This window comes from Streptomyces sp. NPDC058086, assembly GCF_042885015.1.
Lineage (GTDB): Bacteria > Actinomycetota > Actinomycetes > Streptomycetales > Streptomycetaceae > Streptomyces.
This window is the reverse complement of sequence record NZ_JBHVST010000188.1, coordinates 1-11,890: the sequence shown is the minus strand read 5'-3', so window position 1 is coordinate 11,890 and position 11,890 is coordinate 1. Positions and strand designations below refer to the sequence as shown.

General features: G+C 72.7%; 15 protein-coding genes. 10 read left to right on the top strand and 5 right to left on the bottom strand.

The genetic code is table 11. From position 1 onward, the window contains the following. Positions 1 to 220 precede the first annotated feature (220 nt). Positions 221 to 559, bottom strand: coding sequence for a TrkA C-terminal domain-containing protein (locus ACFVWD_RS55620; protein ID WP_389606614.1), 339 nt, complete (start codon positions 557 to 559; stop codon positions 221 to 223). On the opposite strand from ACFVWD_RS55620, the gene ACFVWD_RS55615 reads away from it, so the two are divergent. Beyond that, positions 440 to 1,351, top strand: a complete 912-nt coding sequence (locus tag ACFVWD_RS55615; RefSeq protein ID WP_389606613.1) for a universal stress protein — start codon at positions 440 to 442, stop codon at positions 1,349 to 1,351. The two genes, ACFVWD_RS55620 and ACFVWD_RS55615, sit on opposite strands and share 120 nt — an antisense overlap. Here ACFVWD_RS55615 and ACFVWD_RS55610 read toward each other — a convergent pair. After that, positions 1,336 to 2,487, bottom strand: a complete 1,152-nt coding sequence (locus tag ACFVWD_RS55610; protein ID WP_389606611.1) for a site-2 protease family protein — start codon at positions 2,485 to 2,487, stop codon at positions 1,336 to 1,338. The two genes, ACFVWD_RS55615 and ACFVWD_RS55610, sit on opposite strands and share 16 nt — an antisense overlap. A gap of 18 nt (positions 2,488 to 2,505) precedes the next feature. After that, positions 2,506 to 3,351 carry a CBS domain-containing protein gene (locus tag ACFVWD_RS55605; protein ID WP_389606609.1) on the bottom strand — a complete coding sequence of 282 codons (846 nt, stop codon included), beginning with the start codon at positions 3,349 to 3,351 and terminating at the stop codon, positions 2,506 to 2,508. Between the two features lie 207 nt (positions 3,352 to 3,558). Between ACFVWD_RS55605 and ACFVWD_RS55600 the strand changes: the two genes are divergently transcribed. From ACFVWD_RS55600 to ACFVWD_RS55560, 9 genes are read left to right on the top strand one after another with little or no spacing between them, the layout of a single operon-like run. Then, on the top strand, positions 3,559 to 4,014 hold the full coding sequence (locus tag ACFVWD_RS55600) for a hypothetical protein (RefSeq protein ID WP_389606607.1): 456 nt from the start codon (positions 3,559 to 3,561) through the stop codon (positions 4,012 to 4,014). Positions 4,015 to 4,037: 23 nt separating this feature from the next. Continuing rightward, a complete protein-coding gene (locus ACFVWD_RS55595) occupies positions 4,038 to 4,928 on the top strand; it encodes a hypothetical protein (RefSeq protein WP_389606605.1) in 891 nt (296 codons plus the stop codon). Then, on the top strand, positions 4,915 to 6,351 hold the full coding sequence (locus tag ACFVWD_RS55590) for a V-type ATPase 116kDa subunit family protein (protein WP_389606603.1): 1,437 nt from the start codon (positions 4,915 to 4,917) through the stop codon (positions 6,349 to 6,351). The genes ACFVWD_RS55595 and ACFVWD_RS55590 overlap by 14 nt, the downstream gene beginning before the upstream one ends. After that, a complete protein-coding gene (locus ACFVWD_RS55585; RefSeq protein WP_389606601.1) occupies positions 6,348 to 6,770 on the top strand; it encodes an ATP synthase subunit C in 423 nt (140 codons plus the stop codon). The genes ACFVWD_RS55590 and ACFVWD_RS55585 overlap by 4 nt, the downstream gene beginning before the upstream one ends. Before the next feature lie 11 nt (positions 6,771 to 6,781). Further along, positions 6,782 to 7,003 carry a V-type ATP synthase subunit F gene (locus ACFVWD_RS55580; RefSeq protein ID WP_389606599.1) on the top strand — a complete coding sequence of 74 codons (222 nt, stop codon included), beginning with the start codon at positions 6,782 to 6,784 and terminating at the stop codon, positions 7,001 to 7,003. Continuing rightward, positions 7,000 to 7,524 (top strand): hypothetical protein, encoded by a 525-nt coding sequence (locus ACFVWD_RS55575; protein ID WP_389606597.1) that lies wholly within the window; start codon positions 7,000 to 7,002, stop codon positions 7,522 to 7,524. Before ACFVWD_RS55580 ends, ACFVWD_RS55575 begins: the two co-directional genes overlap by 4 nt. Continuing rightward, entirely contained in the window at positions 7,512 to 9,344 is a 1,833-nt protein-coding gene (locus ACFVWD_RS55570; protein WP_389606595.1) for a V-type ATP synthase subunit A, read from the top strand. Before ACFVWD_RS55575 ends, ACFVWD_RS55570 begins: the two co-directional genes overlap by 13 nt. Then, positions 9,341 to 10,723: a V-type ATP synthase subunit B gene (locus ACFVWD_RS55565; RefSeq protein ID WP_389606593.1), complete on the top strand. Its 1,383-nt coding sequence runs from the start codon at positions 9,341 to 9,343 to the stop codon at positions 10,721 to 10,723. The genes ACFVWD_RS55570 and ACFVWD_RS55565 overlap by 4 nt, the downstream gene beginning before the upstream one ends. Before the next feature lie 5 nt (positions 10,724 to 10,728). Beyond that, positions 10,729 to 11,400 carry a V-type ATP synthase subunit D gene (locus ACFVWD_RS55560; RefSeq protein ID WP_389606591.1) on the top strand — a complete coding sequence of 224 codons (672 nt, stop codon included), beginning with the start codon at positions 10,729 to 10,731 and terminating at the stop codon, positions 11,398 to 11,400. An 84-nt stretch (positions 11,401 to 11,484) separates the two neighbouring features. Here the strand turns inward: ACFVWD_RS55560 and ACFVWD_RS55555 are convergent, their stop codons facing one another. Then, positions 11,485 to 11,685, bottom strand: a complete 201-nt coding sequence (locus tag ACFVWD_RS55555; RefSeq protein WP_389606590.1) for a hypothetical protein — start codon at positions 11,683 to 11,685, stop codon at positions 11,485 to 11,487. 42 nt (positions 11,686 to 11,727) lie between these two features. Continuing rightward, positions 11,728 to 11,890 (bottom strand): zinc ribbon domain-containing protein (locus ACFVWD_RS55550; protein WP_389606616.1); only part of this gene is annotated, 163 nt, incomplete at its 5' end.

Sequence of the window (11,890 nt, the reverse complement as noted above, 5' to 3'; positions counted from 1 at the left end):
CAGACCAGGACCTCGCATCTGGCCCGACTTGACCTGGCCGCATAGAGGCCCGCCCACACCCGGTTTACGGATTTCCCAACGGAGTCCTTCAGGACCGGGTCAAGTTGACTGGAGAGATCCGGGCCATGCGGTGACCACGGCGAAGGCGACTCCCACGTCGAGCAGGACTGCCCAACCACCATTGTTCCGGCATGCGTACGCGACACGAAGAAGCCGGCCGTCACTGGAAGGCGGCGTGGATCTCCTGTTCGGTGGCGGCGTGGGAGACGGCGAGGAGTTCGTCGCCCGGCTGGAGCCACGTCTTGGGGGTCGTGTCGTTGGGCTGTCCGTCGCGGACGACCGTGGCGATGACGGCGCCCGCGGGGAGCGTGATCTCGGCGAGCCTGCGGCCGGCCGCAGGCGGTGTCAGGGTGGAATGACCTGGCGCCCAGGAGGGATCATGGTTGACGTACGCGGGGCGATCGTCGTAGGGGCGGACGGATCCGATACCGGCGCACGCGCGGTCCGTTGGGCCGCTGTCGAAGCCGCTGCCAGGGGCGCAGACCTGCACATCGTGCACGCCACCGCCTTCGACGGTCCGGGCGGGCACCGGCCCGACTGCGCGGCCCGGCTGGTGCGCGAAGCCGGACAGGACATCCTGGACGAAGCGGTCGTGCAGGCCGTCGGTCAGGTGCCCGGACTGGGCGTCACCTCCACCCTCAGCCGGGACTCGGCGGCCCGGGCCCTGCTCGGCGAAGCAGGGTCGGACGGAATGATCGTCGTGGGTTCGCGTGGGCTCGGTGGGTTCGCGGCGCTCTTGCTGGGCTCGGTCGGACTCCGGGTCGCCGCCCGTGCGACGGTTCCGCTCGTCGTGGTGCGTGGAGAGCTCGAGCCCGTCCTGACGGGTGTCGTAGTGGCCGCCGTACGCGACGAGAGGGACCTCGGCGCGGCCCGCTTCGCGGCTCGTGCCGCCGGTCGGCGCAAGGCGTCGCTGCGTGTGTGGAGTGCGTACACGTTCTACGAGTACGCCGGGAGCATGGTGCCGATGCTCGACGACGTCACGGAGATCGCCGAGGAGCAGGCGAGCGCCACCGCCCGTCTCGTCGCACCTCTGCGGGACGAATTCCCCACCCTGACGGTGACCGTCGACGTCGTACGGGCCCCGTCCGTGGCCGGTGCCCTGGTCGACGTGTCCGCCCACGCCGACCTGCTCGTCATTGGTGCTCGTCGCCCGGTACGCACGATCGGCGCGCCCTTGGGCCATGTCGCCCACGCCGTGCTGCACCATGCGTACTGCCCCGTGGCGATGGTCCCGGGCGAGGAACTCCACCGCGCCGGTGGCGCCGCACCCCTGAGTCACCCCGGCAGCTGACCGAGGGAGCGCCGTGTGGCGTCGCTCAGCGTGTGCTGCTGGAGCAGTCGCATCAGGTCGTGCGGGGTGACGATCCCCACGAGGTGCCCGCCGTCGACGACCAGGATCCGCATCGCGGCCTGCGTGTGTACCCGTGAGAGAACGTCGTTGAGCAGTTCGTCAGGGGCGGCCAGGGTGAGTTGCGACAGTGGCGTGGCCACGTCGCGTACGCGCACCGTCGCCCGGCTGTCGGTCGGCACGGTGGCGATTGTGCGCATCTGGACGATCCCGGTGGGGCGGGCGTCCAGGTCGAGCAACGGGATCGCCGAGTGCCGGGCTCGAAGCGCGACCTCGTCGATGAACCGGTCCACGGTCAGCCAGTCGGATGCGGTGGTCACCGGACTGGACATGGCCTCGGCCACCCGCACTCCGTGCAGCGCCGTGGTGAGGACGGCCCGTTGTCGTTCGGCGCCGGCGGTGACGGCGATGAACAGGCCGATGAAGGCCACCCACAGACCGCCGGTCGCCCCGCGTAGCAAGGCCAGCCAGCCGACGGCCATCAGCAGCATCCCGACGACCTGCCCGCCCCGATCGGCCGCCAGCTCGGCGCGGTCGCGTTCCCCGGTGCGCCACCACAGCGTGGCGTGCAGTACGCGGCCCCCGTCGAGCGGCACGGCGGGCAGCAGGTTGAGCATGCCGAGCAGCAGGTTGGCCCAGCCCAGCCAGACGAGGAGGGCCGCAGGTACCGCCCAGCCGGAGACGCTGTGCAGGCCCGCTCCCGCGGCGAGGGTGACGCCACCGATGAGGAGGCTGGTCACGGGTCCGCTCGCGGCCACCGCCAGCGCCACCGGGGCGGTGCCGGGCTTACCCGTGCGGGTCATTCCGCCCATGGCCCAGAGGGTCACGTCCTCCACCGGGACGTTGTTCCTGCGGGCGGTGGCCGCGTGCGTGGCCTCGTGCAGCAGCAGGCTCGCCACCAGCAGCACGGCACCGGCCAGGCTCATGAACGCGTACACGGTGGTCGACCGGCCGGGAAGCCACGCGGGCAGCGTGTCGTGCCCGAGACCGTATGCGATCAGAACCACCAGCAGCGGCACACTCCAGTGCATGCGCAGCGGCACCCCGAACACCCGGCCGATCTGGAACGAACCCTTCATGAGTGCCGCCGCCCTCGGTCAGTGCGCCGTGAGATGTTCGGAGACCTCGACCACGTCGTCGATCTCTTCGATGGATTCGAGCAGCTTCGGGATGAGCGATCCGTCCACCTCGCCGCTCACGCTGACCACGCCGTTCTCCACGGTCACCTCGAAGGTGTCGGGATCGAGAAGGAAGTCCTGCCGGATGATCCGGGTCTCGATCTCCTCGCGGATCTTCGTGTCGTCGCGCACCAGAGCCCGTACCAGGTCGATCCGGCTCACCACGCCCACCAGCCGGTCCTTGTGATCGACGACCGGTAGCCGCTTGAGGCGCGAACGCGCGGCCAGCCAGGCGGCGTCGGCCACTGTCGTGCCGGGAGCGACGGTGATCGCCGGGGAGGTCATGAGGGTGGCCGCTGTCTCGCCGCGGCCCTTCTCGTACAGGCGGTGCTCCCGGAGCCGACGAATCGGACCGGGGTGAGGGACCGCCACTTGCGCCGCCGCCTTGGCCAGCAGGTCGGACTCGGAGACCACGCCGATCACTTGGTGGTCGGCGTCGACCACGGGCACGGCGCCGAGATGCTCACGGGACAGTGTCCGGACGATCTCCAGGAAGGGTGTTTCGCCCGGTACGGAGACGGCCGGCACGCTCATCACCTCGCGCACACGTGGGGTGGCGGGGGCCGACTTGTCCTTGCCGAGGGTGGGTCGCGGCTCCTTCGGGTGAGGGGGCTGCTCGCCGGCGCGCGCCGCGGAAGTGGTGGCCACGGCGCTGAGATAGCGCAGCATCAGGTCCTGACGGTTCTCCTCGCCAGGCCTCCAGCCGAGTCCGGGCACGGCCTTCCGGGCCTGCCGCTCCACGGAATCACGTTCGAGTCCACTCATGGCAGCCTCCCTGAAGCGTTCGGCCGAACCGTCTACGGGACCAGTCTCATGCCGGTGGAACGGCTGAGCACAGGGCCGGTCGGCCCCGGGCCGGGGACGGGCGGCCCCACTCCGCGAGCTGCGTTCCTCCCTAACGTGGACACTGGACTGGGAGCGACGCGACCGACTCGTAGGAGCGCTGCTGTGGCGGGATTCCGGGATTTTCTGATGCGGTTCCGGCCGGTGGGTCTGCCCGGTCCGGCCGCCGCGGGAGGAGTGCCCGCCGACCGGTCGGCCGAACTCGCCGCCGAGCTGGAGCCGCCGCTCGTGCTCCTGGAAGAGACCGAGGCTGAGGCGCGGGCCGTACGGGAGCGGGCGGACGAGGAGGCGGCTCGGCGCCGTCGGGCGGCCGAACGGACTGCCGAGGACATCGTCGAACAGGCCCGAGCGCGTGCACCGGTCGTACGGGAGCAGAGCGCCGCCCTGGTGCGCGGCGCCACCAAAGCCGAGGCCACGGAGCTGCTCGCGGCCGCCGCGCTCGACACCGCTGCCCTGTGGCGCCGGATCGAGCTCCGCACGCCCGCACTCGTGGACCGTCTCGTGAACGCTCTGGCCGAGGAATTGACGGCCCCGGACGACGAGCGCCAGGAAGGGGGCCCGCCACCGTGGGCGCCGGCTGGGTAGCGGGCGTGACGCGGTCCAGGGCCATGCTGTCCAGGTGTCTGGGCGCCGGGGCCCAGGACGTGGCCGGCGCGGCGACACTCGACGACGCGCTGAGGTACCTCGGTGCCACGGCGTATGGGCACGATCTCGGCTCGGAGGCCGACCTGGCCGACGCCCAGCGGGCGGTGTCGGCGACCCTTCTGTGGCATCTGCGGGTGCTCGCCGGATGGCAGCCCCGCGCGGGCGCCACCGCCGTCCGGTACCTCGCCTCCGGATTCGAGATCGCCAACGTGGACGACCACGCCCGCGCGTTGTCGGGCGTGACCCCCTCCCCGCCCGCGCGGCGCCCCTACGGACTGGGCGCGTTGGCGACCGCGTGGCCGAGGCTGTCCCACACCGGCTCGCCGGCCGAGCTGCGCGCCGCCATGGCCGGCTCGGCTTGGGGCGACCCGGGAGGCGACTCCCCGGCCGCCGTCGCCATCGGCATACGGATCGCCGCCGCCGGGCGTACCGCCGCGGCCGTGCCGCCCGCGACGCTCTGGGCGGCCGGCCGGGCCGCCCTGCTGGTGGGCCGCGAAGTGTTCCTCGCCGACCGCACCTTGACGCTGCCGACCGCGCACCGCGCCGCCCGGGTACTGGGTTCCAAGGCCGTGGGGGCGGCCTCGTTCGCCGAGTTCCTGCGGCACCTGCCGGCCGCGGCGCGCTGGGCGGTGGACGGCATCGACACCCCCGTGGATCTGTGGCGGGCGGAGACCCGGTGGTGGTCGCGCTTGCGGCAGGACGGCCTTGAGCTGCTCCACGGCTCCGGCCTCGATTCCTCGCCGGTCGTGGGCGCTGTCGCCGTGCTCTCGGCCGACGCGTGGCGGGTACGGGCCGCTCTCGAACTGGCCGCGCGTGGCGGCGGATCGCTGGAGGTGCTCGATGCCCCGGCCTGAGGTCGCGAGGCCGGTCCGTATGCAGCGCGTCGCGATCGTCGCGCCGCAGGCGACTTTTCGCGACGCGCTGGTCCGCATCGCCGAGGCGGGCAATGTCGAGATCGATCGGATCGACGACCCGGCGCACGCGGCACCGGGTCCGGCCGTCCGTCGCCTTCAGCGACTGCGCACCCAGTCGGCCGACGCCGTTCTGTGCGCGGCCCCGCCGGACCTCGACGCTCTGGAACAGGCCGGTCGTGCCGACCTGCTGGCGGGCGAGGCACAGCTGGAGGAACGGATCGCCGGCGCGGTACGACGCGGGACCGTGGCGGCACTCGCAGGCTGGTGCCCCGCCGCCGAGGTGCATCCCACAGCCGCACGGCTCACCGATATCGGAGGCGTCCTGGTGCCGCTGCCGACCCCCGGCGGTACCGACCCTCCGACGCTGCTGCGCTTCACCGGCCCGGTGGGTCGCTCCTTCGCCCCGCTGGTGCGCACCTACGGGACCGTGCCCTACGCGGACGTCGATCCGACCCTGCCCGCGGGGATCGTCTACGTGGTGATGTTCGGCGTGATGTTCGGTGACGCGGGACACGGGGCGCTGTTGCTCCTCGCCGCCCTGCTGCTGTATCTCGGCCGTCCCCGCCGGCTCGCGCCGCTGCGGCGGCTGTGGCCGTTCGTCGCCGGAGCCGGGCTGGCCAGCACGCTGGCGGGCATCGCGTACGGGGAGTTCTTCGGTCCGACCGGCGTGCTTCCGGTGCTCTGGCTGAACCCGCTCGACGAGCCGATGCGGCTGCTCGCCGCCGCGGTCGCGCTCGGCGCCGTACTCCTGGCGCTGGCGTATGGAGTGGGGACCGTGAACCGCTGGCGGGAGGGCGGCCCCGCGAACGCCCTGTATGCCGCGTCGGGCATCGCCGGTGCTGCGCTCTTCCTCGGTCTCGCCTTGCTGGTCGGCGGTGCCTACCTGGGCCGCGCGGCCTACGCGCTGGGGGGCGCCGCGCTCGCGCTCACCGGTCTCGCGCTGGCGGGCTCAGGACTGTTCACGGCCTCCGCGGGCGGGGTCGGCGGGGCCGTACAGACCGGCGTCCAGCTCTTCGACGTCGTGATGCGCATCGGCTCGAACGTGGTCTCCTTCGCACGGTTGGCGGCCTTCGGGCTCACCCACGCCGCGCTGGGCGCGATCGTGTGGCACGGCACGACAGGGCTGGCCGACCGGGGACCGGCGGCACTGCTCATGGCCGTGCTCGTCTTCATCGTCGGCAATGCCCTCGCCTTCGCGCTGGAGGCGTTGGTGGCCGGGGTGCAGGCGCTGCGGCTGGAGTTCTACGAACTGTTCTCCCGGGTCTTCGAGACCCAGGGCCGCCCGTTCCGTCCCTGGCAGGTTCCCGTGCAGCACACACCCGTGCCGCACACACCCGTACCGCACACGGAGGTGGCGTCGTGATCGCCTGGCTCATCGCCCTGCCCGTCGTCGCGGCGGCCTTCCTCGGCACGCGCCTGCTGCTGCAGCGGCGCGGCCGGGCCGCCGTCCGGCTGATCGTCGCCGCCGACGCGGCTCTGCTCGTCGGCGCACTGGCGCTGCTGACCGTGACCCTGAGCGGCGCACCCGCCCAGGCATCGGGCAGCCAGGCCGCCGCCCAGACCTCGGGTTCCGGCTCGGCGGCCCTGATCGGGGCCGCGATCGCGGTGGCCGGGGCGTCGATCGGCGCGGCCATCGCGGTGGCCTACACCGGAGCAGCCGCGCTGGCGGCCCTGAGCGAACGGCCCGAGCTGTTCGGACGGGCGATGGTCATCGTCGGACTCGCGGAGGGCATCGCCATCTACGGCCTCGTCGTCGCGATCATCCTCATCGGGAAGGCGTGACCGTGGGACGCGTGGCAGCCATCGGAGAGCGGACCCGGGTGGCGGGACTGGCCCTGGCCGGTGTGACCGTCCTGGTCGCCGAGGAACCGGAGTCCGTACACCGGGCATGGCAGGACCTGCCGCGGGATGTCGCCCTGGTGATCGTCACCCCGGCCGCCGCCGACACCCTCGGCCCTGCGCTGCTGGACGGCGCCCGAACGCTCACAGCGGTACTGCCGGTGCTGCCGGTATGAAGCCCCCGGCCCACGCCGCGGACTCCGCCCTCGAACCGGTGCGGGAGCGGCTGCTGCGCTCGGCCCGCGCGGACGCGGAGGAACTGCTCGCCCGCGCGGACCAGGAGACGGAAGCACTGCTGGAGGGCGCCCGGGCCCAGGCCGCCGCGATCCTTGAGGACGCCCGTCGGCAGGGCGAGGCCGACGCGGCTCAAGGCCGTGCCGCGGAGCTCACCCGGGTTCGCAGGACCATCCGGGCCCGCGAACTCGACATCCGGCGGCAGGCCTACGAGGAACTGGGCCGCAGCACCGCGGAACGCGTCGGTGGACTGCGGCACAGGCCTGACTACCCGGCCATGCGCGACCGGCTGGCCCGACGTGCCCGGCAGCTCCTCGGACCGGACTGCGAGGTCGCCGAGCACCCCTTGGGAGGCATCGTGGCCCGGGCGCCGGGCCGCCGGGCCGACTGCACCCTGGATGCCCTGGCCGCCCGTGCCCTGGACCGGCTCGGCGCGGAGACGGAGACACTGTGGGCACCGTGAAGGGCGCGACCGACGCGGCCACCGTCACCCCCGGCAGCGGCCCGGAGCGACCCTGCCGCGTCCTGCGGGTGGCCGGCCCCCTGGTCGAAATGGAGTACGCGGCCGGTACCGCCATGTACGACGTCGTCTCCCTCGGCGAAGCCGGGCTGCCCGGCGAGGTGGTGGCGATCGAAGGGGGCGTGGTCACGGTCCAGGCGTACGAGTACACCGGCGGCCTGGCCCCCGGGCACAGCGCCCGTCCCCGGGGCATGCCGCTGGCCGCCCGCCTCGGCCCCGGTCTGCTCGGCGGGATCTTCGACGGTCTGCTGCGCCCGCTGTCCGGCGGTGGCGACTGGCTCCTTCCCGGTGCCGGCGCGACCGAGGACGGAGGGCGCCGGTGGCGGTTCACTCCCCGGGTGGCCGCAGGGGAACGGGTGTCGGAGGGCGAGACCCTGGGCGAGATCCGGGGAACCGGGCCGGTGCGCCTACGGACTCTCGTACCGCCCGGTGCCTGCGGCGTGGTGGAGCGGATCGTCCCCGAGGACGCTTTTCCCGAGGACGCGGTCGTGGCCGTCGTCGGAGGCACCGAGGTGCGGATCACCGAGGACTGGCCCATCCGCCGTCCGCGCCCGGTTCGTGAACGCCTCAGTGCGGAGCAGCCGCTGAACACCGGCCAGCGCGCGATCGACCTGCTGTTTCCCGTGGCCCGGGGCAGTACCGTCGCCGTGCCCGGTGGCTTCGGAACCGGCAAGACGCTGCTGCTGCAGCAGATCGCCAAATGGTGCGACGCCGACGTCATCGTCTACATCGGCTGCGGAGAGCGCGGCAACGAGATGGCCGACGTCATCACCGAACTGGCCGCGCTGGAGGACCCAAGGACCGGAGGCCGACTCGCCGATCGCACGGTGACCATCGCCAACACCTCGAACATGCCGATGATGGCCCGCGAGGCGAGCATCTACACCGGCGCCTCAGTCGCCGAGTACTTCCGCGACATGGGACTCGACGTCGTGGTCATCGCCGACTCGACCTCCCGCTGGGCCGAGGCGCTGCGCGAGTTCGCCTCCCGCACCGGCGCGCTGCCCGCTGAAGAGGGGTATCCGGCGGGCCTGGCCTCGGCGATCGCCGCCTTCTACGAACGGGCCGGTGCGGTGACCACGCTCGGCGGTGCCCGGGGTTCGGTGACCGTGATCGGCGCAGTCTCCCCGCCCGGCGGCGACATGACCGAACCGGTCACCGCCCACACCGAACGGTTCGTACGCTGCCTGTGGACCCTCGACCGTGAACTCGCCTACGCCCGCCATTACCCGGCGGTGTCCTGGGCGGGATCCTTCTCGCGCGACGCGCAGATCCTCGCCCCGGGCCACACGGCGGCCGACGACGCCGACTGGTCCTCCCGGCGTGCCAGGGCCGCCGGTCTGCTGGCCGAGGCAGACCGGCTGGCCGACCTCGTCGACCTGATCGGCATCACCGCGCTTCCCGACCAGGAGCGGGTCAGCGTGCTCGCCGGACGGCTGATGCGTGAGGGCGTCCTCCAACAGAGCGCGCTGTCCGCTCAGGACTCCTACTGCGGTGCGGACAAGAGCGCGGCGCTCGTCGAGGCGGTGCTCGCGGTCGTCGACCGGTGCCGAGAGCTCGTCGACGCCGGCGTGCCCGCCGCGGTCGTGGAGGAGGCGGACTTCGGACCCTTGGTGCGCGCCCGCGAGGACGCCGGACCGAACGACGCCGCGGTCGTGGCGACTCGACGGAAGACCATGCTCGCCACGCTCACCGGGCTCACCGCGCTTCACGGGACGGCGACGGACGGGGAGGAAGACGGGGTGGAAGGGGAGAAGGCGTGACCGGCTGGAGCGAGGTCGAATACACGGCGATCCGCGAACTGCGCGGCCCGCTCGCCGTCGTCGACGGGGTGACCGGGGTCGGCTGGGACGAGTTCGTCCGGATCACGCTCGACTCCGGGGAGCAGCGGCACGGCCTCGTACTGGAGGTGGACCGCGGACTCGCCGTGGTGCAGGTCCTGGAGGACACCACAGGCATGGATCCGGCGCGGGTCACGATGGCTTTCGCCGGAGGGCCGCTGCGCATCCCGGTCGGTTCCGGCTGGCTGGGCCGGGTCTGCAACGGCCGTGGTGAACCGATCGACGGCGGGCCGCCGGTCTTCGGGGCCTCCACCGCGGCGGTGGGCGGGAATCCGATCAACCCGGTGCGGCGTGAACCGCCGGCGGACCCGGTGCTCACGGGCGTCGGAGCCGTGGACGCGCTGACCACCCTCGTACGAGGCCAGAAGCTGCCGGTGTTCTCCGTCGCGGGCCTGCCGCACCTGGAGCTGGCCGCGCAGATCGCGGCCCAGTCCACGGCGGCCGGAGAGGCCTTCAGCGTCGTCTTCGCCGGAATGGGACTCACCCACGCGGACGCGTCCTTCGTCCGCGACGCCCTGGAACAGCGGTCCGCCGCCGAAGAACTGGTACTACTGCTCAACACCGCCGACGACCCGGTCATCGAACGGATCCTCACCCCCAGGATCGCGCTCACGGTCGCGGAACACCTCGCCTTCGACATGGGCAGACACGTGCTCGTGGTCATGACCGACATGACCAGCTACGCCGAGGCACTGCGCGAAGTCTCCGCGGCACGCGGCGAGATCCCCGCCCGCCGCGCCTACCCCGGCTATCTCTACAGCGACCTCGCCTCCCTCTACGAGCGCTGCGGACGCATCCGCGGCCGGCCCGGCTCCGTCACTGTCCTCCCGGTGCTCACCATGCCCGCCGGTGACATCACCCATCCGGTCCCCGACCTCACCGGTTACATCACAGAGGGGCAGATCGTGCTGTCCCGCGAGACGCACGCGCAGGGCGTCTATCCACCCGTGGACGCCCTGTCCTCGCTCTCCCGCCTGATGCGCAAGGGCGCTGGTCCCGGCCGTACCCGGCCCGACCACCTCGATGTCGCCGCGCAGATGCTCGCCGCCCTGGCGCGCGCCCGGCAGGTACGTGAGTTCGCCGACCTGGTCGGGCAGACCGCGCTGAGCCCGGCCGACCGCCGGTACCTCGACTTCGACGAGGCATTCCTGCGGCGCTTCGTGGACCAGCGGCGCGACGAACTGCGGACCCTCGACGAGACGTTGGAAAGCGCCTGGCGGGTGCTGCTCACCCTGCCCCGCAGTCAGCTCGCCATGCTGCCGTCCGCGCTGCTGGACGCGCACGGCGCGGACCGGGGGTGAACGCGGTGGCCCCCATCCGTACTCCGCCCGGGCGTGCCGGGCGGCAGCATCTGCTGCACCGCCTGGCCGTCGCCGCGCGCGGAGCCGACCTGCTGGAGAAGAAGCTTCGTATCCTGCGCACGGAACACCAGCGTCTCGTACAGGCCGAGGAGGCCTGCTCGGCCGCCTGGCGGGAGCGGCTGGGGGAGGCCGAGACCTGGTTGTCGCGCGGGCTCGTCCTGAGCGGGGAGCACGCCCTGCACTCGGCGGCGACCGGTCTCGCTCCGGCGGACGTCACCGTCCGCTGGACCGCGTCCATGGGGGTGCGCCGCCCCTCAGGGATCTCGTGCACGGTCCCCACACGCCCGCCGAGCGCAGCCACACCGGGCAACACCGCCCTGGTCCACGCCGAGGCCGCCTACCGGCAAGCGGTACGGGCCGCCGCCGACCACGCCTGCGCACGGGCGGCCGCCCGCATCGTCGGCGCGGAGGTGGCGAGCACGAGCCGGCGGGTCCGCGCGCTCCGGCGCCATTGGATCCCGCGCCTGCAGGAGGCACTGGCTCACGTCGACCTCGCTCTGGAGCAGAGCGAGCATGAGGACTCGGTCCGGCGGCGGTGGGCCGCTCAGGTCCTGAAGGGAATGGAACGGCAGACCGAGCGGGATGGACCGTCCGAAGACCGAAGTGTCTGGCGCTGAACGCCGCGTGCCTCGTCCGGGCCATGACCCGTGCCTCGTCCGAGCCATGGAAGGTGTCGTGGACGTCGAGTGCCGAGCCGACCTTCAGGGCTGGATGGCGAGTACCTCCGGTACCGGTCGGCGTGGTGTGCCGGGGCCCTCGGGCTCGTAGCCGAGGCGAAGAACCATCTGTACGTGGGCGGAGCCCGACAACGGGTCTCGCAGCGGCCAGCGCAGGTCCGGCCATTCCAGGGCCTGAGTGACGAACGAGCTGGACAGACCTTCGAGGGTGGCCAGCAGCAGCACGTGCTCCGTGACTCCTCCCCCGCTGAAGCCGGGGGCTTCTCGCTATGCCGGGTTGGCGTTGCGACGGGCCAGCCCGGCCCGTAGAACATTGGTGGCTGCCACTGTGTCGACGTGCGCGTGGTGGCCGCAGGCGACGCAGTGGAATTTCTCCTGTGTGGGCCGGTTCTCCTTCGCGGTGTGCCCGCATGCGGGGCAGGTGCGGGAG

Excerpts from the sequence above, each read along its gene's own strand:
- ACFVWD_RS55600 (WP_389606607.1), top strand. The coding sequence starts at position 3,559 with ATGCGGTTCCGGCCGGTGGGTCTGCCCGGTCCGGCCGCCGCGGGAGGA.
- ACFVWD_RS55575 (WP_389606597.1), top strand. The coding sequence starts at position 7,000 with ATGAAGCCCCCGGCCCACGCCGCGGACTCCGCCCTCGAACCGGTGCGG.
- ACFVWD_RS55590 (WP_389606603.1), top strand. The coding sequence starts at position 4,915 with ATGCCCCGGCCTGAGGTCGCGAGGCCGGTCCGTATGCAGCGCGTCGCG.
- ACFVWD_RS55610 (WP_389606611.1), bottom strand. The coding sequence starts at position 2,487 with ATGAAGGGTTCGTTCCAGATCGGCCGGGTGTTCGGGGTGCCGCTGCGC.
- ACFVWD_RS55605 (WP_389606609.1), bottom strand. The coding sequence starts at position 3,351 with ATGAGTGGACTCGAACGTGATTCCGTGGAGCGGCAGGCCCGGAAGGCC.
- ACFVWD_RS55615 (WP_389606613.1), top strand. The coding sequence starts at position 440 with ATGGTTGACGTACGCGGGGCGATCGTCGTAGGGGCGGACGGATCCGAT.
- ACFVWD_RS55595 (WP_389606605.1), top strand. The coding sequence starts at position 4,038 with ATGCTGTCCAGGTGTCTGGGCGCCGGGGCCCAGGACGTGGCCGGCGCG.